13 protein-coding genes and 1 pseudogene are annotated in these 26,999 nt (G+C 74.6%); 12 read left to right on the top strand and 2 right to left on the bottom strand.

Features of this window, described 5'->3' with window-relative positions:
- Nucleotides 1-150 precede the first annotated feature (150 nt).
- The 11 genes from B9S64_RS28175 (at nt 151) to B9S64_RS28225 (ending at nt 23,952) form a co-directional block, all read left to right on the top strand.
- Complete coding sequence (locus B9S64_RS28175; RefSeq protein ID WP_103505288.1) at nt 151-6,900, top strand: non-ribosomal peptide synthetase; 6,750 nt, start codon at nt 151-153, stop codon at nt 6,898-6,900.
- Nucleotides 6,897-12,422: a non-ribosomal peptide synthetase gene (locus B9S64_RS28180; protein ID WP_103493116.1), complete on the top strand. Its 5,526-nt coding sequence runs from the start codon at nt 6,897-6,899 to the stop codon at nt 12,420-12,422. Before B9S64_RS28175 ends, B9S64_RS28180 begins: the two co-directional genes overlap by 4 nt.
- Entirely contained in the window at nt 12,419-13,591 is a 1,173-nt protein-coding gene (locus B9S64_RS28185) for a saccharopine dehydrogenase NADP-binding domain-containing protein (protein ID WP_103493115.1), read from the top strand. The genes B9S64_RS28180 and B9S64_RS28185 overlap by 4 nt, the downstream gene beginning before the upstream one ends.
- Nucleotides 13,588-15,654 (top strand): Gfo/Idh/MocA family oxidoreductase, encoded by a 2,067-nt coding sequence (locus B9S64_RS28190; RefSeq protein ID WP_103493114.1) that lies wholly within the window; start codon nt 13,588-13,590, stop codon nt 15,652-15,654. The genes B9S64_RS28185 and B9S64_RS28190 overlap by 4 nt, the downstream gene beginning before the upstream one ends.
- Nucleotides 15,651-16,916 (top strand): cytochrome P450, encoded by a 1,266-nt coding sequence (locus B9S64_RS28195; protein WP_103493113.1) that lies wholly within the window; start codon nt 15,651-15,653, stop codon nt 16,914-16,916. The genes B9S64_RS28190 and B9S64_RS28195 overlap by 4 nt, the downstream gene beginning before the upstream one ends.
- Nucleotides 16,913-17,743 (top strand): thioesterase II family protein, encoded by an 831-nt coding sequence (locus B9S64_RS28200; RefSeq protein ID WP_103493112.1) that lies wholly within the window; start codon nt 16,913-16,915, stop codon nt 17,741-17,743. The genes B9S64_RS28195 and B9S64_RS28200 overlap by 4 nt, the downstream gene beginning before the upstream one ends.
- A 37-nt stretch (nt 17,744-17,780) precedes the next feature.
- Nucleotides 17,781-18,509 (top strand): trans-aconitate 2-methyltransferase, encoded by a 729-nt coding sequence (locus tag B9S64_RS28205; RefSeq protein ID WP_103493111.1) that lies wholly within the window; start codon nt 17,781-17,783, stop codon nt 18,507-18,509.
- Entirely contained in the window at nt 18,506-20,359 is a 1,854-nt protein-coding gene (locus B9S64_RS28210) for an ABC transporter ATP-binding protein (RefSeq protein WP_103493110.1), read from the top strand. Before B9S64_RS28205 ends, B9S64_RS28210 begins: the two co-directional genes overlap by 4 nt.
- Nucleotides 20,356-22,113 (top strand): ABC transporter ATP-binding protein, encoded by a 1,758-nt coding sequence (locus B9S64_RS28215; RefSeq protein WP_103493109.1) that lies wholly within the window; start codon nt 20,356-20,358, stop codon nt 22,111-22,113. The genes B9S64_RS28210 and B9S64_RS28215 overlap by 4 nt, the downstream gene beginning before the upstream one ends.
- Nucleotides 22,114-22,183: 70 nt before the next feature.
- Nucleotides 22,184-23,596: a salicylate synthase gene (locus tag B9S64_RS28220; protein ID WP_103493108.1), complete on the top strand. Its 1,413-nt coding sequence runs from the start codon at nt 22,184-22,186 to the stop codon at nt 23,594-23,596.
- 68 nt (nt 23,597-23,664) lie between these two features.
- Entirely contained in the window at nt 23,665-23,952 is a 288-nt protein-coding gene (locus tag B9S64_RS28225) for a hypothetical protein (RefSeq protein WP_103493107.1), read from the top strand.
- 27 nt (nt 23,953-23,979) lie between these two features.
- On the opposite strand, the gene B9S64_RS28230 is transcribed toward B9S64_RS28225, so the two are convergent.
- Entirely contained in the window at nt 23,980-24,606 is a 627-nt protein-coding gene (locus B9S64_RS28230; protein WP_103493106.1) for a TetR/AcrR family transcriptional regulator, read from the bottom strand.
- A 129-nt stretch (nt 24,607-24,735) separates the two neighbouring features.
- Here B9S64_RS28230 and B9S64_RS28235 point away from each other — a divergent pair, with 129 nt between their 5' ends.
- Entirely contained in the window at nt 24,736-26,187 is a 1,452-nt protein-coding gene (locus B9S64_RS28235) for an amidase (RefSeq protein ID WP_103493105.1), read from the top strand.
- 69 nt (nt 26,188-26,256) lie between these two features.
- On the opposite strand, the pseudogene B9S64_RS28240 reads toward B9S64_RS28235, so the two are convergent.
- Nucleotides 26,257-26,992, bottom strand: a pseudogene (locus tag B9S64_RS28240) (dienelactone hydrolase family protein).
- Between the last annotated feature and the right edge of the window lie 7 nt (nt 26,993-26,999).

Raw genomic sequence — 26,999 nt, forward strand, 5'->3', positions numbered from 1 at the left:
CGGGGGCTCTGGCGCCCGGCCCCGTCGTGTGACTACGATGCGAACTATAGAAATGATAATCGTTTCTATCTGGCAGGGTTCGGCCCTGTCCGAGGGAGCTGTCAGCGTCCGCCCCTCGACCGACTCCCCCTCGACCGGAAGGCCCCCGTAGTGAGCGATGAAGCAGCCGTCACGGCGCGGACATCGGAAGGCGACCCCGACAGCCGTCACCCCCACACGGCCGGGGCGGTGCGTGAAGCGGTCGCACGCGCGCTGGACATGGCACCGGGGGAGCTGGACGAGGACCGTGACCTCTTCGAACTCGGCCTCGACTCACTGGTGCTGATGTCCCTGGCCGGCACCTGGCGACGCGCGGGCAGCACGGTCACCTTCCAGGACCTCACGCGCGTCCCGACCCTGGGGGCGTGGACGGCCCTGCTCGGGCAGGGCCGTCCGGAGGACACGGCCGCCCCCGCGAGGCCCGCGTCGCCGGAGGCCCCGCGGCTCATCTCCCGTGCCGCGACGGCCGAGGAGGAGTCCTTCCCCCTCGCGACCATGCAGCACGCCTACTGGATCGGACGCCAGGACGGGCAGCCGCTCGGCGGCGTCGCCGCGCACTTCTACGTCGAACTGGACGGCCAGGACGTCGATCCGGACCGGCTCGGCGCCGCCCTGGGCGCACTCGTGCGGCGGCACGGCATGCTGAGGGCCGTCTTCGACGAGGAGGGACACCAGCGCGTCGGCGCCCCGGGAGCGCCGCTGACCGTCCACGACCTGCGCCGGCAGACGCCTGAGGACGCCGAGTCCGCACTGGCCTCACTGCGCGAGCGCAACACCCACGCCCGCGCGGACATCGCCGCCGGTGACGTCTTCCGCGCGGCCCTGTGCCTGCTCCCCGGCGGCCGGACCCGTCTCCAGATCGACCTGGACATGATGGCCGGCGACGCGCTGAGCCTGCGCGTCCTCCTGTCCGACCTGCGACACTTCTACGAGAGCCCCGACGATCCGCCGCGCGAACTCGCCCTGGACTACCGCCGGTACCTCGCGGAGCACGACGCGCGCCGAGAGCCGGAACGCGCGCGGCACGCCGCCTGGTGGCGGGAGCGCCTGCCCGGACTGCCGCGCGCCCCGCGCCTGCCGACGACCGTCGATCCGCTCACCCCGGTCGGCGCGGACGACACCGCGCTCACCCACTCCCGCCGCCTCCACCACTGGCTCGGCCCCGCCGAGAAGGCGGCGCTGATCAACGCCGCCCGCCGGCACGGCGTCACCCCCGCGGCCGCCCTCACCACCGCCTTCGCCGAGGTCGTCGCCGCCTGGAGCGACAGCCGGCGCTTCCTGCTCAACCTGCCGCTGTTCGACCGGGAGATGTTCACCCCCGACGTCGCCCGTCTGGTCGGGGACTTCAGCGGCTCGGTGCTGCTCGACGCGGACATGAGCGCGGCCCTGCCGTTCTCCCAACAGGCCCGCCGCCTCCAGGAACGCCTTCAGGAAGGCATCTCCCACGGCGCGTACGGCGGCGTCGAGGTGCTGCGCGACCTCGCCCGCCTCGAAGGCTCCCCGGTACTGGCCCCCGTCGTCCACACCAGCGCCATCGGGCTGGGCGAGATCTTCGAGCAGGACGTCCAGAAGTCCTTCGGCCGCCCCTCCTGGATCATCTCGCAGGGCCCGCAGGTCCACCTGGACGCCCAGGTCACCGAACTCGACAGCGGCCTCCTGCTCAACTGGGACGTACGGGACGGCGTGTTCGAGACCGGCGTGCCCGACGCCGCGTTCGACGCCTACCGCCGGCTCGTCACCCGCCTCGTCGCGGAACCCGCCGCCTGGGACCGGCCGGTGGACGGACTGCTCGCTCCCGACGTCCTGCCCCGGCGCGCGCTCGCGGCCCTGCCGCCCGTGCCCGTCCCTGACCGCGCCCTGCACACCCGCTTCTTCCGGCTCGCCGACACCGACCCGGGCCGCACCGCCGTCGTCCGTACCACCGGCGACACGTCCACCTACGGCGAACTCGCCCACGCGGCACGGCGGATCGCCGCGCTGCTGGCGGACCACGGTGTACGGGAGGGCGACACCGTCGCGGTGACCCTGCCCAAGGGCGCCGACCAGATCACCGCGGTGCTCGGCATCCTGGCCGCGGGCGCCGCCTACGCCCCGGTCGGCGTGGAGCAGCCCGCCGCACGCCGCCGCCGCATCCACTCCGTGGCCGCCGCGTCCGCCGTACTCACCGACCGGGCCCACGCCCACCTCTGCGCGGACGTCTCCCCGGCACCCGTACTGCTCCTTGAGGACGCGTCGGCGTACCCGCCCGCACCCGTCGTCCGGCCGGACCCCGCCCTGCCCGCCTACGTGCTGTTCACCTCCGGCTCCACCGGCCTGCCCAAGGGCGTCGAGGTCCCGCACCGGGCTGTCGTCAACACCCTCGAGGCGATGGCGGAGCAGCTCGGGCTCGGGCCCTCGGACCGCACCCTCGCGATCTCCGCCCTGGACTTCGACCTCGCCACCTGGGACATCTTCACCCCGCTGTCCCTGGGCGGCCAGGTGGTCGCCGTCGGCCAGGAGCACCGCCGTGACGCCCACCACTGGGCACGCCTGGTGCGCGACCACGGAGTGACGCTCGTGCAGTGCGTACCGGCCCTGCTGGACCTGCTGATGGCCGCGGGCGAGGACGACGGCCTGGGGACCTCCCCGCGCATGGTCCTGCTCGGCGGGGACTGGATCGGGCTCGGCCAGCCCGGCAGGCTGCGGAGCCTGGTCCCCGGCTGCCGCTTCGTCGCGCTCGGCGGCATGACGGAGGCGGCGGTCCACTCGACGGTCTTCGAGGTGGAGGAGCCCGATCCGGCCTGGACGTCCGTTCCGTACGGGGTGCCGCTGCGCAACATGCGGGCCCGCGTCGTGGACGGACGGGGGCGCGACTGTCCCGACCTCGTGCCCGGCGAACTGTGGGTCGGCGGCCCCGGGGTGGCGAACGGGTACCGGGGGGACCCCGGGCGCACCCGGGAACGCTTCGTCGAGTACGACGGCGACCGCTGGTACCGCAGTGGTGACCTGGCCCGCTACCGGCCCGACGGCCTGCTGGAGTTCCTCGGCCGCGCCGACCACCAGGTGAAGATCGGCGGCCACCGGATCGAGCTGGGCGAGGTCGAGTCCGCGCTGGAGGACGACCCCGCCCTCCTGCACGCGGTCGCCACCGTCCTCGACACGCCGGTGCGCCACCTCGCCGCGGCCGTGTCCGCCCGCGACGCGGCACACGACGCGGACGCCGTCCGCGCCCGAGCGGCACAACGGCTGCCCGCCCACATGGTCCCCGAGCGCGTTCTGGTCCTCGACGCCCTGCCGCTGACCGCCAACGGCAAGCTCGACCGGGCGGCGGTCCACCGCGCCCTGACGAAGACCACGGACCAGGACGGACCCCGTACGTCCGCCCCGGCCGGCCCGGTGGAGACCGCCGTCGCGGCCGTGTGGGCCGACCTGCTCGCCGTCGCCGAGGTGGGACGCGAGAGCGGCTTCTTCCTGCTGGGCGGCGACTCCCTCGTCGCGACCCGGATGATCGGCCGTCTGCGCGCGGCCGGGTACCCCGGCGCCCGGGTGGCCGACCTGTTCGCCCGCCCCGTACTCCGGGACTTCTGCGCGACGCTGCGCCCCGCGACGGCGGCCGCCGAGCCGGCCGCGGCGGTCCTCGTGCCCGATCCGGACCACGCCCACGAGCCGTTCCCGCTGACGGACGTCCAGGCCGCCTACCACACGGGCCGCGACCCCCGTTTCACCCTCGGCGGCGTCGGCACCTGGCACTACACCGAGTTCGACGGCACGGGCGTGGACCTGGACCGTCTTGAGCGCGCCTGGAACATCCTGGTCCGGCGGCACGGCATGCTCCGCGCCGTCGTGGAGGACGGACACCAGCGCGTCCTGCCCGAGGTGCCGCCGGTGCGCGTACCGGTGGAGGACGTCATCGCGGGGGACCCCTCCGAGGCCCTCGCCGGCCTGCGGGCCCGGCTCTCCCAGCAGGTCCGCGACCCCGCGCGGTGGCCGCTCTTCGCCGTCGAGGCCGTGCGTTACCGGGAGGGCGACGAGGTACGCACCCGTCTCGGTGTCGGCCTCGACTACCTCGTGCTCGACGCGCTCTCCATCACCACGCTCTACGCCGAACTGAACGCGCTCTACGCCGACCCCGGTCACCCGCTGCCGCCCCTCGGCGTGACGTTCCGCGACTACCTGAGCCGCCCCCCGGCGGACCCGGAGTCCGTCGTCCGCGCACGCGCCCACTGGCGGGCCCGGCTGTCCGAACTCCCGCCCCCTCCCGCCCTCCCCTTCGACCGGGACCCGGCGACGCTCGACGTACCCGTCTTCACCCGGCGCCGGCTGACCCTGCCCGCCGAGGACTGGCGCACCGTCAAGCGGACGGCGGCCCGGCACGGTCTGACCCCCTCCACCGTCCTGCTGGCCCTGTACGGGGAAGTCCTGGCGGCCTGGAGCGGAACCGACGCCGTGACCGTCACGCTCACCCTTTTCGACCGGCGCGACCTGCACCCCCACATCCACCGGGTGCTGGGCGACTTCACCTCGCTGTCCCTCGCGGGGCACCGGCGCGAGGGCGCGTCCTGGCTCGCGGCGGCCGTCGCGCTGCAACGCCGTCAGGCGGAGGACCTGGACCACGCCGATGTGCCGGTCGACTGGCTGCTGAGGGAGTTCGGCCGCCGCACGGGCACGGTGGACGCCGCCGCGCCCGTGGTGTTCACCAGCGCCGTCGGTGTGGGCGACGCGACGCTGGCCGGACCGGACACCGGCTTTCCCGCGAAGGTCTGGGGCATCTCCCAGTCCCCGCAGGTCTGCCTGGACAACCAGGTCACCGAGGAGTCCGGGAGCCTGGTCGTCACCTGGGACGCGGTGGAGAGCCTGTTCCCCGAGGGCGTGCTGGACGCCATGTTCGACGCCCACGCGCGGCTGCTGCGGCACCTGGTGGCCGGCGACTGGGACGCGCCCCTGCCCGACCCGCTGCCCGCCGCCCAGCGCGAACGGCGTGCCGCCGCCGCACGGGAGGCCGCTGGGGAGCCGGTCGCGCCCCGCCCGCTGCACGAGGCGTTCTTCGCCCGCGCGGCGGACCGCCCCGGCCGCACCGCCCTCGTCACCACGGCGGGGGAGGAGACCACCTACGGAGCCCTCGCCGAGCAGGCCCTGCGCACCGCCGCCGCGCTCACCGACGCGGACGTACGGCCGGGCGACCTGGTCGCGGTCACCCTCCCCAAGGGCCCCGCACAGATCGCGGCGGTCCTCGGCGTCCTGGCGGCCGGGGCCGCGTACGTCCCCCTCGGCCTCGAACAGCCCGCCGCCCGGCTGGCGCGGGTCCACGCCACGGCCGGGTTCCGCGTCGTCGTCGGGGACTGGCCCGGCGCGGACGGCCCCCGCACCCTCCCCTTCCCCGGCACACAGAGCCACCAGCCCTCGCCGGGGCCGTGCCCGACGTCCCCCGACGCGCTCGCCTACGTGATCTTCACCTCGGGTTCCACGGGCGAACCCAAGGGCGTCGAGATCTCGCACGCCGCCGCCTGGAACACGATCGCGGACATCAACGCCCGGCACGGCGTCGGGGAGGACGACCGCGTCTTCGCCCTGTCCGCACTGGACTTCGACCTGTCCGTCTACGACCTCTTCGGCCTGCTCTCCGCGGGAGGCTCCCTGCTGCTCCCCACCGAGGACCAGCGCCGCGAACCGGCCCGCTGGCCGGGCCTGCTGGACCGGTACGGCGTGAGCGTCTGGAACACCGTCCCCGCCCTGCTCGACCTGCTGCTCGACGCCGACGAGGGCGGCCGGGAAGGCGGCGGGGCGCGGGGACTGCGCACCGCGCTGGTCTCCGGCGACTGGATCGGCCTCGACCTCCCCGCCCGCCTGCGGGCCCGGACCAGGCGGCCCTGCGCGTTCGTCGCCATGGGCGGGGCGACGGAGGCTGCCATCTGGTCCAACACCCTGACCGTCACCGAGGTGGACCCCCGGTGGCTGTCCATCCCCTACGGCCGTCCGCTGACCGGGCAGCACTACCGGGTGGCCGACCCGGACGGGCGGGACTGCCCCGACTGGGTCCCCGGCGAGCTGTGGATCGGCGGCGAGGGACTGGCCCGCGGCTATCTCGGCGACCCCGGCCGCACCGCCGAGAAGTTCGTCGTACGGGACGGGCGGCGCTGGTACCGGACGGGCGACCTGGGCCGGTTCCGGGGCGACGGGCTGCTGGAGTTCCTGGGCCGCCTCGACAGCCAGCTCAAGATCGCCGGCCACCGCGTCGAGGCGGGCGAGATCGAGGCCGCGCTGGAGGCCCACCCCGCCGTCGCGCGGGCCGCGGTCGTGGCCGTGGGGGAGCGCACCGCGAAACGGCTCGTCGCCTTCGCCGTACCGCTGGACACCCCGGCCGCCGGGCCGGGGACACCGTCCGGCGACGGGGCCGTCCCACCCGGCGGGGAGCGGCCGGGCCTCGCGGGCACCGAGGACCCGGACCTCACCGAGGACCTCTTCGGCCTGCTCGCGGAACGGGTGCCCGTCTACGCCGTGCCCTCCCGCATCCGGCTGCTGCCCGCCCTGCCGCTCACCGCGAACGGCAAGGTCGACCGCGCCGCGCTGGCCGGTGCCGCGGGACCGGAGCCCGCGTCCACCGGTGCCGAACCGCCACGGGGCGACACCGAGACGGCGCTCGCCGCACTCTGGCGGGAGTGCCTGCCGGAAGCGGGACCGGGACCGGACCGCCACGCCAACTTCTTCACCCTCGGCGGCGACAGCCTCTCCGCGCTGCGCCTGCTGACGGCGATCGAACGCCGCCTCGGAGCCGCCGTGCCCGTGCGCCGCTTCTTCGCCGCCCCGACCGTCGCCGCGCTCGCCGCGGACGTCACCCGAACCCTCGCGGCCCACGCGACCGCCTACGAGACCGGAGAGCTGTGAACATCCCTGAACTGCTGGCCCGCTACGCCGACGAGGGCGTGGTCCTGTGGGCCCAGGACGGACAACTGCGTTTCCGCGCCCCCCAGGGCCGGCTCACCGACACGCACCGAGCCGAACTGCGCACGCACAAGGACGCCCTCCTGCGCCACCTGGAGGCCGGGGAGCCCGCGCTGAGCGGCGACCCCGAGAACCGCCACGAACCGTTCCCGCTGACGGACATCCAGGCCGCCTACCTCATCGGCCGCACCGACGCCTACGCCTACGGGGGCGTCGGCTGCCACGCCTATGTGGAACTGGAGTACCCCCAACTGGACGTGGACCGCGTCACCGCCGTGTGGCGGGAGCTGGTCCGGCGCCACGACATGCTCCGCGCCGTCGTCCACCACGACGGCTACCAGCGGGTCCTGCCCGAGGTGCCCGGCCTCACCGTCGGGGCCGACGACCTGACCGCCCTCCCGCCCGCCACGGCCGAGGAGGAGGTGGAGCGCACCCGCGCCCGTCTGTCCGCCCGTCAGGCGCCGCCCGGTCAGTGGCCGCTCTTCGACGTCCATGTGAGCGCCACCGCCGAACGGGCCGTGCTCCACCTCGCCTTCGACATGCTCGTCGTCGACCACGCGAGTCTGCGCCTCCTGCTCGCCGAGTTCCGGCGCCGCTACGAGGGCGCGGCCCTCGCCGAGGCACCGCGGATCACCTTCCGCGACTACGTCCTGGCCCGCCGCGCACTGACCGGCACCGACGGTCACTCCCGCGACCGCGCCTACTGGACCGAACGGCTCGACACCCTGCCGCCCGCCCCCGAACTGCCCCTCGCGGAACCCTGGGAGGCCGCCGTGCGCGCTCCCGGTGACGTGAGCGCGCGGCCCGCCTCCGGCGACGCGGTGACGTTCCGCCGCCTGGAGGTCCTGCTGCCCGCGGCCGACCGGGAGCGTCTGGCCGAGCGCGCCGCCCGGCGCGGGCTGACCGTGTCCACGGCACTGCTCACCGCCTACGCCGAGACGGTCGGCCACTGGTCGCGGACCAGCCGCTTCACCCTCAACGTCCCCACGGTCGACCGGCCCGCCCTCCACGAGGACACGGGCCGCCTCGTCGGTGACTTCACCTCGCTCGAACTGCTCGCCGTAGACCTCTCCGCCCCGGCCACCTTCACCGAACGGACCAGGAGCGTCGGGGCGCGGCTCCTCGACGACCTGGCGCATCCGCTGTTCACCGGCTCGGAGGTGCTGGCCGAGCTCTCCCGCCGGGCCGGCGCCCCCGTCCTCATGCCGGTCGTCTTCACCAGCGCCCTGGGCGCGGGCGGCACCACCGAGGGCGTACCCCCCGAGGTGGCCTACGCCGCGACCCGGACGCCGCAGGTGTGGCTCGACTGCCAGGTCATGCACCGTGGCGACGCCCTGAGCCTGTCCTGGGACATCCGCGAGGGAGCGCTCAGCCACCAGGTGGCCGACGCCATGTTCGACGCCTGGACGGCACTCGTACGGCTGCTCTCGGCCGAGGGCGAGCGCGGTGAGGCCGCCTGGGACGCACCCGCCCGCATTCCCCTCCCCGAGGCGCAGACGGCCCGCCGCCACGCGGTCAACGCGACCGAGGGCCCCCTGCCGGACGGCCTCCTCCACGAGCCCGTGCTCGCCCAGGCGCGGGCCACACCGGACGCGGTCGCGATCCGGGCGCCCGAACGGACCCTTTCCTACCGTCAGTTGGTCGCCCTCGCGAGCGGTGTCGCCGAAGCCCTGACGGCGTTTGGACAGCGGCCCGGGGAGCCGGTGGCCGTCTGGATGGACAAGGGCTGGGAGCAGGCCGTCGCCGTCCTCGGCACGCTCATGGCGGGCGGCGCGTACCTCCCCGTGGACACCGCCCAGCCACCGGCCCGCCGGGACAGGATCCTCGCGGACGCCGGCGTACGCACGGTCCTCACCCAGTCCTGGCTGGCCGAGACCGACGACCTCCCGGCGACCGTGTCGGCCGTCGCCGTCGACCGCGTACCGGAAGCCACCGCCCCCGCTGCCGCCGCGCCCCGGCGCGATCCGGACGCGCTCGCCTACGTCATCTACACCTCGGGCTCCACCGGCACGCCCAAGGGCGTGATGATCAGTCACCGGGCCGCCCTCAACACCGTCGAGGACATCAACCGGCGCCACGCGGTCACCGGCCGCGACCGCGTCCTCGGCATCGCGGGCCTGGGCTTCGACCTGTCCGTCTACGACCTGTTCGGACCGCTCGCGGTGGGCGCCACCCTCGTCCTCCCCCAGGCCGACCGGCGCGGCGACCCCTCCCACTGGGCCGAACTCGTCCGCGACTTCGGCGTCACCGTGTGGAACTCGGTGCCCGGCCAGCTGCACATGCTGTGCGACTGGCTCCGCTCCGAACCGCCCTCGGACGACAGCACCCTGCGACTCGCGCTGATATCCGGCGACTGGGTACCGGTCGCCCTGCCCGACCAGGCCCGCGCGCTCCTGCCCGGACTGGAGGTCGTCTCCCTCGGCGGCGCCACCGAGGGCTCCATCTGGTCCATCGCCCACCCGGTTGGCGAGGTGGACACCACCCGCCCGAGCATTCCGTACGGCACGCCCCTGACCAACCAGACCTTCGCCGTACTCGACCGGAACCTGCGGCCGCGTCCCGAGTGGGTGACGGGCGAGCTGTACATCGGCGGTGCCGGCGTCGCCCTGGGCTACCTCGGCGATCCGGACCGCACGGCGGAGCGGTTCCTCACCGACCCCGTCAGCGGGGAGCGGCTCTACCGCACCGGTGACCTCGGCCGGTACCTCCCCGACGGGACCATCGAGTTCCTGGGCCGGGAGGACGCCCAGGTCAAGATCCGCGGCTACCGGGTCGAACTGGCCGAGGTGGAGGCCGCCGTGCAGGCCCACCCCGGGGTCGCGGCGGGCGCGGTCGTCGTCGACGACCCGGCGGCGGGCGGACGGCGCCTGGCCGCGTTCGTGGAGACGGCGCGCAAGGATCCAGGAGGCCCGGCCGCACCGGGCCCCGAGCGGGCGCGTGCCGCCGCCGCCGACGCCGTACGGGAGGCCTCCGCGGCCGTCGACACCGGGCGGCTGAAGGACTTCCTGGCCGCGCTGGACGAGATGTCGCTCGCCGAGATGACCCGCGTCCTCATGGAGTGCGGAGTCTTCGATGACGGTGCCGCGCGCACGGCGGAGGAGGTGGGCACGGCGCTGCGCGCCACGCCCCGCCACCGGCACATCGTGCGGCGCTGGCTGCGCGCCCTGACCGCCCGGGACCGGCTCACCCTCCGGGACGACGGCACCTACACCGGCCTCGTCCCCGTCCCGGCCGCCGAGGCGGAGCGCCGCCGGAGGCTGGCCGCCGGTCTGGAGCACGAGATCGGCTGGAGCACCGAACTGCTGACCGTCACGCGCACCTGCGCCGAGCGGCTGCCCGAGCTGATCGCCGGGGAGGTGAGCATCCGGGACCTGCTCTTCCCCGGCGCGGCGACCGAGGCCGCGGACGCCGCCTACCGGGACAACCTCGCCATCCGCCACCTCAACGGCGCGGTGGCCGCCGCGTTGCGCGAGATCGCCGCGGCCCACACCGGTGAGGAGCGTCTGCGGGTGCTGGAGGTCGGCGGCGGTGTCGGCGGCACCACCGGCGAACTGGTGCCCGTCCTCGCCGAGTACGGCGTCGACTACCTGTTCACCGACGCCTCGGCGTTCTTCCTCAACGAGGCCCGCGAGCGCTTCGCCGACCACGCCTGGCTCCGCCACCAGCGCTTCGACGTGGACGAGGACCCGCGCCCCCAGCACCTGCTGCCCCACACCTTCGACGTCGTGGTCTGCGCCAACACGCTGCACGCCGCGGCCGACGCCGACGCGGCCGTGGGCCGGCTGCGGGAGCTGCTCGTACCGGGCGGACAGCTCGTGTTCGTGGAGAACACCCGCGACGAGAACCTTCCGCTGCTGGTCTCCATGGAGTTCCTGGAGGTCGCCGGCCGGGCCTGGACCGACACGCGCGCGCACACCGGCCAGTCCTTCCTCACCCACCCGCAGTGGCGTGAACTCCTCGGCCGGCACGGCGCGTCCGACGTCATCTCGCTGCCGGAGACCCAGGACGCCCTGGCGCTCACGGGCCAGGAGGTGTTCATCGCCACCATGAAGACCGACCGCCACCACGTGCCGGTGGGGGAGCTGGCCCGTACGGCGGCCACCCGGCTCCCGGAGTACATGCTCCCCTCGGTGTGGCAGGTCGTGGACAGCCTGCCCCGCACGGCCAACGGCAAGACCGACCGCGCGCTCCTGCGGAGCTGGCTACCCCGGGAGAGCGCACCGGTCGTCGTGCGCGAGCGGCCGAAGGACGAGCTGGAGAACGGCCTGGCCGACCTGTGGGCGGAACTCCTCGCGGTCGAACGCGTCTCCCGCAACGACGACTTCTTCGACCTCGGCGGCGACTCGCTGCTGGTGGCCCGCATGGTGGGCAGGCTGCGCGAGCGCGTGCCGCGGGCGGCGGACCTGGAGTGGGAGGTCGTCCTGCGCCACATGCTGCGCCGCCCCACCGTCGCCGGCCTCGCCGGGTTCCTGCGCGGCCTGACCGGCGCCGAGGAGGCGCCCGCCTCCGGCCCCGTGCGCACGGACCCGGTGATCCACCTGCACGGCGACCGGTCGGCCGACGAGCCCACGACCGTGCTCGTGCACGCCGGAACCGCGACGATCATGCCGTACCGGGCGCTGATCACCGAGATCAGGCGGCGCTCACCCGGCCTCGCCGAGGTCGTCGGTCTGGAGGTCCCGGACCTGAACGGATTCCTCGCCGCCCCGCCCGAAGGCCTCATCGAGCAGCTGGCCGCCGACTACGCGCGAGCCCTGACGGCGGACGGGCGGAGCCGCTTCCACGTCGTGGGCTACTGCCTGGGCGGCCTGATCGCCACCGAAGTGGCCCGTAACCTGGCCGAGTCCGGCGCGGAGGTGGAGAGCCTCACCGTCATCAGCAGCCACAGCCCCCGCTTCCGGCTGGACGACGAACTGCTCGCCGAGTACTCCTTCGCCGTCATGATGGGCATCGACCCGGCCGAACTCGGCTTCCCGGACGACCAGTACCGGGTGGCCGCGGCGGCCGACGCCGTCCTGGCCGCCTCACCCGGAGTCCTGCCGGACGGCGGACTCGCCGCGCTGCCCGCGGAGTTCGAGGACGTGGCGAGCCGCTTCCGGCACCTCACCGACGTGCCCCGCGCCACCCGTATCGCCCGGATGTGCGAGGCGGTCCCCGCCTCGGCCGGCACCTACGAACCCGACCACATGACGCGGCTCTTCCTCGCCTTCCGGCAGAGCGTCTTCGCCATCACCCGGTACGACGCCGAACCCTACGCGGGCGACATCACCTTCCTGCGCCACGACGGCGCCTACCCCTTCCCCGGCAGCAAGGACGCCGTGACCACCTACTGGGAGCGACTCGCCCTGGGCGAACTGGACATCATCGACATCGGCGGCGACCACTACAGCTGCCTGTCCGTCGAGCACGCCCCGGGCATCCTCAAGACCCTCGGTGAACTGACCCAGGGGGCGATCACCCGATGACCCGGAACACGACAGCCGGGGACCAGCCCCTGATCGGGGTCCTGGGGGCCTCCGGCGCGGTCGGCCGGGCCGCCGTACGCGAACTGCGCGCACTCGGCCACACCGGGCTCCGCCTCGGCGGCCGGACCCCGTCGGCCCTCCGCGCGGTCGCCGGCGAAGACCCCACCGGCCAGGACGAGACCGTACGGGCGGACGCCACCGCGCCGGACGGCCTGCGCGCCTTCACCGAGGGCTGCGCCGTCGTCCTCAACTGCGTCGGCCCCACCTACCTGCTCCGCGCCACGGTGGCCTCGGCGGCACTCGCCGCCGGCGCGCACTGCGTGGACGTGGCCGGGGACGACCCGGCCGCCGAGGACCTCCTCAAGGACGGCGACCCGGCCCGCGACGGCCGCACCGTCGTCCTGTCGGCAGGGGCCCTGCCCGGCCTGTCCAGCCTCCTGCCCCGCTGGCTGGCCGGACAGGGCCTGGACGGCGTCACCGCGCTGACCGCGCACTGCGGCGGCCTGGAGACCTGCTCGCCGACGGTGGCACACGACCTCATGCTCTCCCTCACCTCCGGGGGCGCGGACGGCGCGGCCTACGGCGAAGCCCTCGCGGCCGTCCGGGGCGGCCGACGCGTCCCGCGTGCCCTGCGCACCGCCGAGGACACCGAACGCGACGGCTTCCCCGGCCGGGTGGCCGTGCAGCCCTACCTCAGCGGTGAGAGCGAACGCCTCGCGGACACCCTGGGCCTCGACCGGCTCGACTGGTACAACGTCCACCCCGGCCCCCGCGTACGCGCGCTGCTCAACCTCCTGCCGGGGAGCCTCGCCGCCGGAGACGACCCGGCGGCCCTGGCGGAGCGCCTGATCCTCGCCGCCGATCTCGACCTGGCCGGACACCGGCCCTACTACGTCATGGACTTCGCGCTCTCGGGCACCGCGTCCGGAGCGCCGGCCACGGCGGGACTGACGCTGCGCGCGGCCAGCAGCTACCGGCTCACCGCGGCCGTGGGCGCGCTGGCGGTGGACGCCGTGCTCCGGGCCGGGGTCCCGGCCGGCGTGCACTTCGCCCGTGACGTGCTGGACCCCGGCACCGTGGTGCGCCACCTGCGCTCCCAGGGGGTCGCGGAGCTACGGCTCACCGGAGCGGCGGCCGGACCCGAACAGATGGAAGAAGGTGTGCTGTGAGCGCTCCGACACCGTTCCGCGTGCTGGTCTGCGGCACCAACTTCGGCCGCTTCTACGCCGAGGCGGTACACCGGCGCCCCGGGTACGCGCTGGCCGGCATCCTGAGCCGGGGCTCGGCCGCCTCCCGGGCGTACGCCCGGTCGCTGGGCGTCCCGTACTACACGGACCCCGACGACCTCCCGGCCGGTGTCGACGCGGCCTGCGTGGCCGTGAGCTCCTCCATATCGGGCGGGCAGGGCACCGAGCTGGCCAGGGCGCTCATGGACCGGGGCATCCACGTCCTCCAGGAACACCCCGTCCACCTCACCGAGCTGACGGACAATCTGCGGCACGCCCGCCGCCGGGGGGTGCGGTACCGCCTCAACACCCACTACCCGCACGTCGCCCCGGTCCGCGCCTTCACCGACGCGGCCCGCAGGCTCGTCGCACGGCAGCGGCCGCTCTTCGTGGACGCCGCCACCCCGGTCCACCTGATGCATCCGCTGGTGGACATCCTCGGACAGGCACTCGGCACCCTGCGGCCCTGGCGTTTCGCCGACCCGGCGCCGCTGCCCGCCGGTGGCGGGCAGCAGCCGTTCCGTTCCCTGCACGGGGTGTTCGCCGGTGTGCCCCTCACCCTGCGGGTGCACCACCAGCTCGACCCCTCCGACCGGGACAACCACGCCCTGCACTGGCACCGGATCTCCCTCGGCACGGAAGGCGGGGTCCTCACCCTGGCCGACACCCACGGGCCCGTCCTGTGGAGCCCGCGCCTGCACATCGGCCGCGACGACGACAGGCGCTTCGTCCTGGACGGGCCGGGCACCGGGCACCTGGGGCTCGGCACCACGGCCGTGGTGGGGGAGACGGGCACCTTCCGTACCGTCTTCTCGGACCTGTGGCCCGAAGCCGTCGGGCGGGCCCTCGACGGGCTCCGCGAGGCGGCCGGGCGAGGGGAGGATGCCCTGCGCGCGGGCCAGTACGAGCTGGCCGTGTGCCGGATCTGGACCGACCTCGCGGCCCGGCTCGGACCGCCCGAGATCGTCCGGCCGGGCACCCCGAGGCCCCTCGCGGTCAGCGACGTCTTCCCGGCGGACGGACGGTCCCCCGCGTCTCCCGGACCGGCCCCCGCGGCACACCCCCGGTCCGGCACACGTCCCGGTCCGGGCGAGGGCGGCGGAGACGGCCCCGACGACACGGCGCCCTACAGCCCGTCGGCGGAGTTCTTCGACCTCGTCGCGGCCGAGCACACCGCGACCGCGAGCGCCCCCGCCATCGCCGCGCTCCTCGCGGACGCCGACCTGAGCACCGGTCCCGTGGTGGACATCGGCGCCGGCACCGGCCTGGTCACCGAGGCCGTCGCCCGTGCTCGGCCGGACGCGGAGATCGTCGCCTGCGAACCCTCGGTCGGCATGCGGGCCGTGCTCACCAGCCGCGTGTTCAGCGACCCCGATCTGCGCTCCCGGGTCACGGTCACCGCGGACGCGGCACCCGGCCTGGACCTCCCCGACCGGATCAGCGCCGTCCTGCTCTGCGGGGTCCTCGGCCACCTCGACGCGCCCGCGCGAGCCCTGCTGTGGCGACGGCTGAACCACCGGCTGGCCCCCGGCGGGCTGGTGGTCGTCGAACTCATGGGCTTCGAGGAGCCGTTGACCCTCCCGGAGACCAGGCTCGCCACCGCCACCGCCGGACGGCACCGCTACGAGTGGTCGTTCGGCGGGGCACCGGACGAGACGGAGGACGGCGTGATGCGCCTGCACTCCACCTGGCGCGTCCACCGGGACGACGCGCCGGAGGCGGTCCGCGAAGTCCACGACTCCTACCGCTGGGCCCCCTTCGGCCTGAAGGACGTGGCGGCCGAGTCCGGTCTGACCGCACGCGCCCTGCCGACCCGCCCCGGCGCACCCCCGCTGGCCGTCCTCACCCGGGCTCCGGACGCACCCCACGCGCAGGGCGCACCGCCTGGACCGGGCGAACCGCCTGGACCGGACGCGCCGGACACCCCGCGCACCACCACCGGACCGTCCCCCTCACCCTCCCCGTCCCTCGTCCCCTCCCCACCGACCACTGAGGACCACCGATGAGCACCCCCCTGTCCCCGACGGCGTCCGGCACTTCCGACGGACCCGCCCCCGGCACCGCGCCGGACCCCGCGGCCGCGCCCCGCGACTTCCCGATCCGGCGCGGCTGCCCCTTCGCCGCGCCCGAGGAGTACGGCGCACTGCGCACCGAGGACCCGGTCGCCCGCGTCACCCTGCCGACCGGGCGAGAGGCCTGGGCGGTGACCCGTTACGACGACGTACGCGAACTCCTCTCCGACCCCCGTGTCAGCGCGGACATCCGCCGGGCCAACTTCCCCGCCCTCGGCGAGGGCGAACAGGAGGCGGGAGCCAGGTTCCGGCCCTTCATCCGCACCGACGCCCCCGAACACACCCGCTACCGGCGGATGCTCCTGCCGGTGTTCACCGTGCGACGGGTCCGCGCGATGCGCCCCGCCGTACAGGCACGCGTGGACGAGATCCTGGACGGCATGCTCGCCGCCGGCGGCCCGGCGGAGTTCGTCTCCGCGTACGCCAACGCCGTCTCCACCTCGGTCATCTGCGAACTGCTCGGCATCCCCCGGGAGAACCTTGAGTTCTTCCGGGACGTCACCCGGATCTCCGGTTCGCGCCACAGCACCGCCGAGCAGGTCTCCGAAGCGCTCGGCGGCCTCTTCGGGCTCCTCGCCGGACTGATCGCCGAACGGCGGGAGGAACCCCGCGACGACCTGATCTCCACCCTCGTCACCGAGCACCTGGCCACCGGCGACGTGACGACGGACCAGCTGCTCTCCACCCTCGGCATCACGATCAACGCCGGCCGCGAGACCACCACCAGCATGATCGCCCTGAGCACCCTGCTCCTCCTGGACCGGCCCGAGCTGCTGGCGGAACTGCGCGACGACCCCTCGCTGATGCCCGCCGCCGTCGACGAACTCCTGCGGGTCCTGTCCGTCGCCGACTCCATACCGCTGCGCGTGGCCACCGAGGACATCGAGCTGTCCGGCCGGACCGTCCCCGCCGACGACGGTGTCATCGCCCTCCTCGCCGGGGCCAACCACGACCCCGAGCGGTTCGACCGTCCCGAGCGGGTCGACTTCCGCCGCACGGACAACCACCACGTGGCGTTCGGCCACGGTGTGCACCAGTGCGTCGGACAGCACCTGGCACGGCTGGAGCTGGAGGTCGCCCTGGAGACGCTCATCCGCCGCGTCCCCACCCTCCGCCTCGCGGGGGACCGGGACCAGGTCGCCGTCAAGCACGACTCGGCGACCTTCGGCCTCGAAGAGCTGATGGTGACCTGGTGACCGCCCCCTTCCCGCCCGGCGCCTCCGCCCGCGCCGTCCGGGCGGACAGCCCGTGGATCAGGCGGTGGGACGACGGCGCCGCGTCCCGGCTCACGCTGATCTGCCTGCCGCACGCGGGCGGCAGCGCGGGCTTCTACCGGCCCTGGGCCGCGCTGATGCCCCCCGAGGTGGAACTCCTCGCGATCCAGTACCCGGGCCGTGAAGAACGCTTCGAGGACCCGGCGGTCACCGGCATGGACGAGCTGGTGAGCGCGGTGGCGGACGCCGTACGGCCGCTGCTCGACCGGCCGTACGCCCTCTTCGGGCACAGCATGGGCTCCGCCGTGGCCTGGGAACTCGCCCACGAGCTGGACCGCCGCGGGGCACCGGGCCCGCGCCGGCTCTTCGCCTCGGGCCGGGCCGCTCCCGGCACGGCCGTGACCGGGCACCTGCACCGCCAGGACGACGAGGTGCTGAGCGCGGAACTGGCCCGGCTCGGCGGCACGAGCCGTGAGGTCCTCGACGACCCCGGGCTGCGGGCCCTGGTCCTGGGGACCGTACGCCACGACTACCGGATCATCGAGACCCACCGGCCCCGCCCCCGGCCGCCGCTGGCCTGCCCGATCCATGTGCTGACCGGCAGCGCCGACCCGGAACTCGGCGAGGAGCGCTGCCGGGACCGGGCCGGCGGCTGGGCGGACCTCACCACCGCCCGTACCGAGGTGCGCCTCTTCTCCGGCGACCACTTCTACCTCACCCCGCGCCGCCGTGAGGTGGTCGCCACCGTCCTGCGCCGGATGGACCCGTCGCTGACCACGGGCGCGCACACCTGGCCGAGCACCCCGTGAGCCGCCACCGCCCGGCCGACCCCACCTGGAGACCGTCGTGATCGACTACTACTCGACCTCCGCCGAGTTCTACGAGCTGGTCGCCACCCGGCACACCGCCAGCAGCGGCCCCCCGCTGACCGGCGTCCTCACGGGCCTGGACGTGTCGCACGGCCCGGTCCTGGAGATCGGCGCGGGCACCGGACGCGTGACGGAGGTCATCGCGGCCGCCCTGCCCGACGCGGAGATCCTCGCGGCCGAACCGTCGGCCACCATGCGCGCCATGCTCACCTCCAGGGTCGCCCGCGACCCGGACCTGCGGCGCCGCGTGACCGTGACCGACGGCGCCGCCCAGGACCTCGTCCTGCCCGAACGGCTCTCCGCCGTGGTCGTCTTCGGTGTGGCCGGTCATCTCACCGCCCCCGAACGCGTGGCGCTGTGGAAGCGGCTCGCGGCCCGCCTGCCGGACGGGGCACCGATCGTCGTGGAGCTGATGGGGGTCTCCTCACCCCGCGTCATCCCACCGGTGATGTCCCTCAGGGAGACCGTCGGACGCCAGACCTACGAGTGGTGGATCGGCGGCACCCCCACCGAGGGCGACGCCATGCGCTTCACCACCACCTGGAAGGTCCTGCGCGACGGCCGCACCGTGCGTGAGGTCTCCGACAGCTACGACTGGCACACCTTCGACGCAGCCCAGCTGGCCCGGGAGGCCGGCATGACCAGCCGCCGCATCACCGAGGCGGGCGGCAGGCCCATCCCCGAAATCGGAGTACTCGTCACGTGACGTCCAATCCCTCCGGGCCCGGCCCGGACCCCGCCGCCCCTGGCGCGGGCACCCAGGCACCCCCGCCACCGCTCCGCGCGCTGGCCGCGCCCGTCCGGGGCCGACTGGCCCTCGCCGTGGGCCTCCAGGCCGTCGCGGCCCTCGCCGGAGTGGTCCCCTTCATCGCCGTCTCACAGATCGCCGACCGTCTCACCGGAGGATCCCCCGCCGACGGCGACGCCCTCTGGCCGCTGGTCACGGCAGCCTGCGCGGCGGGCCTGCTCGCCCTGGCGTGCGGCACGGCGGCCGGTGCCCTCGCCCATGTCGCCGACAACGACCTCCAGCTCGCCCTGCGCCGCCGGCTCGCCCGGCACATCGGGCGGCTGCCGCTCGGCCGGCTCACCGACCGGGGCACCGGCGAGGTCAAGCAGGCGGTGCGGGACGACGTGAGCGCGCTGCACACCCTGTTCGCCCACACACTGCTCGACCTGGTCGCCCTGCTCACCGCCCCGGTGCTTGCCCTGGGCTACCTGCTCACCGTCGACTGGCGCCTGGCCCTGGTCGCCGTCCTGCCCCTGGCGGCCGGCGTGCTCCTGTTCCGCAGGGCCATGTCGGGCGCGGCGGCGCAGATGGCCGAGTTCGGTGCCGCGCTGGGGCGGATCTCCTCCGCCGCCGTGGAGTTCGCCGCCGGCATCGCCGTCTTCAAGAGCTTCGGGCGCGGACGCAAGGCCCACGAGCGCTTCGTCGGCGCCACCGAGGGGTTCGCCGACTTCTTCTCCGGCTGGGTCCGGGCCACCCTGGTCAGCTCCACCGCCGCCGTCCTGGTGGTCGCCCCCGCCGTCGTCCTGCTGCTCCTGACCGTGGTGGGCGCGGTCCTCGTCACCCACGACCACATGACCGGGGCGGAGCTCGTCCCCTTCCTGCTGCTCGGCCCCGCCGTCGCCGCCCCCATGGGCGCGGTCGGCCCCCGCGTCCAGCAGATCCGGGCCGGCCAGGCCGCCGCCGTACGCGTCACCGCGCTGCTGGACACCCCCACCGTGCCCGAGTCCACCACCCCCGCCCTGCCCGACGGCCACCATGTGTCGATGCGCGGGGTGTCGTTCTCCTACGACGGGCGGACCGACGTCCTGCGCGGCGTCGACCTCGACCTCACGCCCGGCACGGTCACCGCGCTGGTCGGCCCCTCCGGTTCGGGCAAGTCCACCCTGGCGTCGCTCCTGCCCCGCTTCCACGACGTCACCAAGGGCTCGGTGACCCTCGGCGGCGCGGACCTCCGGGACATCCCCGCGACCGAGCTGTACCGCCGGGTCGGCTTCGTCCTCCAGGACGTACGGCTGCTGCGCGCGAGCGTCACCGACAACATCCGGCTGGGCCGCCCCGACGCCACCCACGAAGAGGTCGAGCGGTGCGCGCGCGCCGCCCGGATCCACGACCGCGTCATGGCCCTGCCCGACGGATACGCCACCGAACTCGGCGGGGCCGTCACCCTGTCCGGCGGAGAGGCCCAACGCCTCTCCATCGCACGGGCGTTGCTCGCCGACGCCCCCGTACTCGTCCTCGACGAGGCGACCGCGTACGCCGATCCGCACTCCGAGGCGCTGATCCAGGACGGGCTGTCCGCGCTCGCGGCCGGCCGCACCCTGCTCGTCATCGCCCACCGGCTGTCCACGATCCGCTCGGCCGACCGGATCGTCGTGCTGGAGGACGGACACGTCACCGAACAGGGGCGTCACGACGAACTGCTCGCCGCCCAGGGCCGTTACGCCCGTCTGTGGGAGGCCCAGCGGTCCGCGCGGCCGGACCCGGCGGACGCCGTCCCCGGGACCGCGGGCCACGCGGCAGACGACATCCGAGAGGGAAGCACACGATGATCCGTCAGCTCTACCGCGTCCTGGGGCCGGAGGGCTCCCGCCCGCTGAACCGGCTGATCGCCCTCCAGGCGGGGGCGGCCGTCCTCCAGGGCCTCGCCTTCGCCCTCCTGGTGCCCGTCCTGCGGACCCTGCTCGGCACGGATCCGGACGACGTGTGGCCCTGGCTGACGGCTTTCGCCGTCTGCTCGCTCGCCCACGCCGTGCTCCAGGGCGCCGCGCTCAGCGGCGGGTTCACGGTCGGCTCCCAGCTCTCACGGGTGCTGCACCGCCGTATGGCCGACCAGGCCTCGCGGCTGCCCCTCGGCTGGTTCACCGCCGGCCGCACCGCCGAGTTCAGCCGGCTGGCCGGAGCGGACGTCATCCAGGTGATGAGCACACCGGCCCATCTGCTGCGCCCGTTCATCAGCTCCTTCCTGACCCCGGCGACGCTGGTGGCCGCCACGTTCCTCTTCGACGTCCGCACGGCCCTGGTGCTCCTGCTCTGCGCCCCCGTGCTGTTCGCCGTCCAACGGGCGAGCGGCGCGGTGATGAGCCGGCTCGACCGGGGCCGTGACGCCGCGATCGGCGAGTCCGCCGAACGGGTCCTGGAGTACGCGCGCAACCAGCCCGTCCTGCGGGCGTTCGGCCGGACCGCCGAGGGCTACGGGGCGCTCGACGACGCCCTCGTGGCCGAGGCACGCGCGGACCGGCGGCTCATCGCGCGGGGCCTGCCCGGTCTGGTCTCCTTCTCCTTCGCCACCCGGCTCGTCTTCGCCCTGCTGCTCGCGCTCGGAGTCTCCTGGTACCTCGACGGCTCGCTGACCGTGCCCACCCTGCTGGCGCTCCTGGTGCTGCTCGTCCGGCTCATCGACGGCGTGTCGTCGGCCGCCGAGGCCGGCGCGGGCATGCGCATCGCCCGCAACACCCTGGAACGGCTCGGCGCGGTCCTCGACGAACCGCCCTTCCCCCAGCCGGCCGAGCCCAGGACGCCCCGGGACGCGAGCGTGGAGTTCACCGGGGTGGGCTTCACCTACGACAGCGCGACGGCGGACGGGGCGGCCGGACGCCCGGTCCTGAACGACGTGTCCTTCCGCCTGCCCGAGCGCAGCATGACGGCCCTGGTCGGGCCTTCCGGCGCGGGCAAGAGCACGGTCGCCGGGCTGCTCGCCCGCTTCCGGGACACCACCGAGGGCACCGTCCGTATCGGCGGGGTGGACGTCCGCGAGATCACCGCCGACGAGCTGGCCGCCCAGGTCTCCCTCGTCTTCCAGGACGTCTACCTCTTCGACGGCACGATCGAGGAGAACGTCCGGATCGCCGCACCGGACGCCGGAGCCGGCGAACTGGCGGAGGCCGCAGCCCTGTCCGGGCTGGACCGGGTGATCGAGGAACTGCCCGACGGGTGGGGCACGAAGGTGGGGGAGGGCGGCGCACGGCTCTCCGGCGGGCAGCGCCAGCGCGTGTCCATCGCCCGCGCCCTGCTCAAGGACGCCCCGGTCCTCGTCCTCGACGAGGCCACCGCCGCGCTCGACCAGGAGAACGAGGCGCTGTTCGCGGAGACCGTGCGCACCCTGGCCGACCGCACGACCCTCCTGGTCATCGCCCACCGGCTGAGCACGATCGTGAGCGCCGACCAGATCCTCGTCCTGGAGGACGGGGAGATCACCGAACGCGGCACCCACGACGACCTGGTCACGGCCGGCGGCACGTACGCGTCGTTCTGGGAGCGGCGGGCACGGGCCCACGGCTGGCGGCTGGAGGCGGCCCGGTCATGACCCGTCACCCGGCACCAGCGGCGTACCGGGTCCACCGGATCCATGTGAAGAAGAGAGAAGGCACCACACGATGAGCACCGATTCCCGGCCCACCTGGGAGGCATGGGCGAGCTCCGTCCCCCCGCTCGCCTGCGCGCGCACCCTGGAGCCCTGTCACGACCCCGTGGCCACCGCCACCCGGCTCGCGGGGGCGCGCCTCGCCGACCAGTACATGGTCTACGAGACGGAGGGCGGCGTCTGGCACTTCGCGGCCGGCTCCGCCGTGAGCGTCACCGCGCACGCCACCGGCATCACCGCGCGAGCCGCCGGACGGACCTGGACGGCGGACACCGGCGGGCACCCCCTGACGGCGTTCGCCGCCGCCCTGTCCGCCCTGCGTGACACCGGCGGCACAGGACGCCACTTCTACGGCTGGGCGGCCTTCGAGCTCGCCCACCTCCTCCACGCCGACGCCGAGGCGACCGGTGACGACACCCTGCTGCACGTCCTGGTCCCGTCCGTCGAGGTGACCCTCGCCGGCGACCGGACCCTGGTCCGCGCGGTGGACGAGGCCTGGGCGCGCAAGGCCGCCGACCTGCTCGCGGAGCCACCGGCGCGGCGCGGCGCCCCCGGGGAACTGCCGCCCGACCGGACCGAGGAGGTCATCGCCACGGGGGCCGCCGCCTACGGACGGACGGTGTCCCGCGCGGTCGCGGACATCCGGGCGGGGCTCCTGGAGAAGGCCGTGGTGTCCCGGAAGGTCCCCCTGCCCGCCGAGCCCCGCGTGGACTTCTCCGAGACCTACCTCGCGGGCCGCCGGGCCAACACCCCCGCGCGCTCCTACCTGATGGACCTCGGCGGGTACCGGGCGGCCGGATTCAGCCCCGAGACCGTCCTGGAGGCCGGCGAGGACGGACGCGTGAGCACCCAGCCGCTCGCGGGCACCCGCGCACGGGGGGCCGACCCGGTGGAGAACGAGCGCAGGCGCGCGGAACTGCTCGCGGACCCCAAGGAGATACACGAGCACGCGGTGTCCGTACGTCTGGCCTGGGAGGAGATGGAGGCCGTGTGCCGCCCCGGCTCCCTGGCGGTCGAGGAGTTCATGGCGGTGCGTGCGCGCGGCTCGGTGCAGCACCTGGCCTCGCGGGTGACGGGCCGGCTGCGGCCCGGGGCCGGACCGTGGGACGCGTTCGCCTCGCTCTTCCCCGCGATCACCGCCACCGGCGTCTCCAAACGCGACGCCCTCCGGGCCCTGGCCCGCCACGAGCCGGGGCGCCGGGGCCTGTACGGCGGCGCGGTGTTCCGGGGGAGCACCGGCGGAGCCCTGGACGCCGCCCTCGTGCTGCGCACCCTCATCGGCGCGGGGGACGAGGCGTGGCTGCGTGCGGGCGCCGGGGTCACCGCGCAGTCCAGCCCCGAGCGGGAGACCGAGGAGACCTGCGAGAAGCTGCGCAGTGTGGCCCCGTACCTCCGATTCGCCGAGGACCGGTCCGACACCCGGTGACCCCGGCGTACCGGCCGGCCCGGACCGCGCCAGGGGGACGGTCGCACCACTCGTGAGACCATCGGTTCATGAGTGGTGACCTGGAAGTGAGCGCGCTCGCCATCAATGTGACGATTCCTCAGGAGTTGCGCTGGACGGACACCCGGCGCGGTGAGACGTTCACGCTGTCCACGCTCAACGTCCGGCTCCTCCCGGACGGCCGGCTCGCCGCGAAGGCCTACGGCCGGCCGGTCGCCGGCGGCCGGGGCGCGTACGTGTCGTTCCCGGTCCCCGACGAACCCGGACTGGCGGCCCTGATCGCCGGGGCCGCCACCCGGGCCGGGGCGTTGTGGGCCGCCCATCGCGGCCTCGGCTGAGCCTGGCCCGACCGGGTGCGGGGGCGCTCAGCCGGTGGCCGTCCGGGACGCCCCGAGGGGTGCGGGGCACTGGTCCAGGATCCCCTCGACGATCCTCATCAGACGGTCCCCCACCTGGTCGATGCTTCCGTTGTGCGTGCTGACCTGCGCGCCTTCCAGCACGAAGGTGATCGCGGCCGCGGTCTGTCCGGGGTCGGGCAGCGCGGCCTCGGTGCACATGCCGACCAGCCTGCGGGTCTGCTGGGCCTTGTGCTCCTCGATCACCCGCCGCGCGGGATGGGAGCTGTCGGGCAGCTCGGCGATGGAGTTGATGAACGGGCAGCCCCGGTGTGAGATCGCCGGCAAGCCCTCGGCGATGAAACGGGCCAGGCCGAGGATCTGCTCCCTGGGCCTGCCGGGGTGTTCGGCCTCGACCCGGTCGAAGGCCGCCTGGTACTCGGCGGCGAGGATCCGCAGCCACTCCGCGACCAGCGCGTCCTTGGTTCCGAAGTGCCGGTAGATCGCCATTTTGGTGGTCCCGGCCCGCTCGGCGATCGTCTGGACGCCGACCCGCCGGATCCCCTCGCTCCGGAAGAGCTCTTCCGCCGCGTCGAGGATGCGTTCACGAGGCGGCAAGGTCGCCACCCTGCTCGGCCTTCCGGCGCTCGCTGCCATCACCGCTCCATGACGTCGGGTCCATCGGGAATCGTTCGCTGACTGCTACGGTACCAGCCCGTCCCATGTGATACCGATGGGTATCACAAGGTACCCACCGGTACCGTTCTTCTTCCGCTGGGAGTGGCAGTGAGGATTTCCGAGTACGTGAGCTTCGACGGAGTCGGGCTCGCGGAGCTGGTGGCCAAGGGCGAGGTGACCCCCGCCGAGCTGGAGGCGGTCGCGCGCGAGGCCGTGCGGGCGGTCAACCCACGGATCAACGCCGTCGTGGAGACATGGCCGGCCGACGAGGCGCCTGTCCCCGGCAGCACACCGCTGGCCGGTGTCCCCTTCCTGATCAAGGACATCGGGGTCTCCATGGCCGGGAGGCGCATGGAGCTGGGCAGCCGTCTCGCGGCCGGCAACGTCGCCGGAGCCGACTCCTTCCTGATGCGGCGCTTCCGCCGTGCCGGCCTCGTGACGTTCGGGCGTACCGCGACACCGGAGATGGCCTACAGCAACACGACGGAACCGGTGTTGTACGGCGCGACCCGCAACCCGTGGGACCTGACGCGCGGTGCGGGCGGATCCAGCGGGGGCGCGGGCGCGGCCGTCGCCGCCGGCGTGGTCCCGGTCGCACACGCCACCGACGCCGCCGGTTCGATCCGCGTCCCCGCCGCCTGCAACGGCCTCTTCGGGCTGAAGCCCACCCGTGGCCGGGTCTCCGCGGGCCCCGACGCCGACGAGGTCTTCAACGGCCTGGCCGTGCAGGGTGGTGTGAGCCGCACCGTACGCGACAGCGCGGTGCTGCTCGACCGGATGCGAGGCCCGGAGCCGGGCGATCCCTACTTCGCCGAGCAGCCGCCCCGGCCGTACGCGGAGGAAGTCCTCCGCCACCCGGGCACGCTGCGGATCGGTGTCCTCACCCAGGCCTGGGGCGGACGCCGTACCACCGCGCCGGTGGCCGACGCGCTCTCCCGCACCGCGCGGCTCCTCGAATCCCTCGGCCACCGGGTGGAGGAGGCCACGGTCGATCTCGGGGCCGACTGGGAGGAGTTCGTCCTGGCCGGCGCCCGGCAGTGGACGGCGAATCTCACGGCCTCGGTCGACGAACTCGCCGCCGCCTTCGGCCGTCCCGTGGACTCCTCGACCCTCGAACCGCCCACCCTCGCCTCCTACCACTACGGACGGCGAGTCAGCGGCGCCCAGTTCGTCACCGCTCTCGGGATCCGTAACCGGGTCGCCCGGAGCCTGGCCCGCTCCTTCGACGCGTACGACGTCCTGCTCACCCCGACCCTGCCGGAGCTCCCGCTCCCCTTGGGCACCCACGCGGAGGGCGTGGAGGAACTGGACGGCCTCGGCTGGCTTCGCCGCCTCTTCGACCTTTCGCCGTTCACCGTCGCGTTCAACGTGGCGGGCACGCCCGCCATGTCCGTGCCGGTGACGGCCGACACAGAGACGGGGCTGCCCATCGGCATGCAGTTCGCCGCCGGATACGGGCTTGAAGGCCGCCTCTTCCGCCTCGCCGGACAACTCGAACAGGCCGACCCGTGGTCGGGCCGCATCCCCACCGTGTGGGCCGGGGACCACCCGGGCCACTGAACGGCGTTCAGCGAGGCGCGGGGCGCCGGCCGTCGGCGGCTGATGCCCGCCGACGGCCGACGACCGGCCTCACGTCAGATGGCGGGTGAAGAACTCGGCCGCGGCCTCACCCGCGGACTCCGGGACACCGGTGTGCCCGCCGAGATGGGCGTGCAGGGACTTCTCCTCGGAGCCGAACGCGTCGAACAGGTCCAGGGACGCCTGCCGGTCGTTCCCCTCGTCGTCCCACTGCAACAGGACGTGCAGGGGAACGGTGACCTGCCGGGCCTCCTCGACCAGGGCGCGAGGCACGAGACTCCCGGCGAACAGGACGGCGGCCGAGACACGGGGCTCGGCCACCGCCAGCCGGATGCCGATGGAGATCAGTCCCCCCCGAGTACCCGACCGGGCCGCCGATCCCGGGCAGCGCGAGGAGGGCGTCCAGGGCGGACTGCCATTCGGGGACCGCTGTGTCGACCAAGGGGAGGACGAGGGCGTCGACGATCTCGTCGCCGACCGGCTCGCCCGCCTCCATCGCCCGGCGCAGCCCGGCGCGGGCCCGCTCGACGTCGGGCCACCGAGGCCGGTCGCCGCTGCCGGGCAGCTCGATGGTGGCCGCGGCGAAGCCCCGCGCCACGGAGTGCCGGGCCCGCGCCACCAGCCGGGGGTACATCCTGCGCAGCCCGAGCGGAGGGTGGCCGAGCAGGATCAGCGGCGCCGGGGCGGACGCGGACGCGGGGGTCCAGAGGATGCCGGGTATCTCACCGAGGGTGAATTCGCGTTCGAGGACGCTGTCGTCGAGACGCCGCTCGGAAGTGAAACGCATGGTCGTG

Source organism: Streptomyces sp. SM18, from assembly GCF_002910775.2.
In the GTDB taxonomy this organism is placed as follows: Bacteria; Actinomycetota; Actinomycetes; order Streptomycetales; family Streptomycetaceae; genus Streptomyces; species Streptomyces halstedii.

Coding starts and splice junctions, on each gene's coding strand:
- B9S64_RS28185 (WP_103493115.1), top strand. CDS start 12,419: ATGACCCGGAACACGACAGCCGGGGACCAGCCCCTGATCGGGGTCCTG.
- B9S64_RS28195 (WP_103493113.1), top strand. CDS start 15,651: ATGAGCACCCCCCTGTCCCCGACGGCGTCCGGCACTTCCGACGGACCC.
- B9S64_RS28215 (WP_103493109.1), top strand. CDS start 20,356: ATGATCCGTCAGCTCTACCGCGTCCTGGGGCCGGAGGGCTCCCGCCCG.
- B9S64_RS28220 (WP_103493108.1), top strand. CDS start 22,184: ATGAGCACCGATTCCCGGCCCACCTGGGAGGCATGGGCGAGCTCCGTC.
- B9S64_RS28225 (WP_103493107.1), top strand. CDS start 23,665: ATGAGTGGTGACCTGGAAGTGAGCGCGCTCGCCATCAATGTGACGATT.
- B9S64_RS28230 (WP_103493106.1), bottom strand. CDS start 24,606: ATGGCAGCGAGCGCCGGAAGGCCGAGCAGGGTGGCGACCTTGCCGCCT.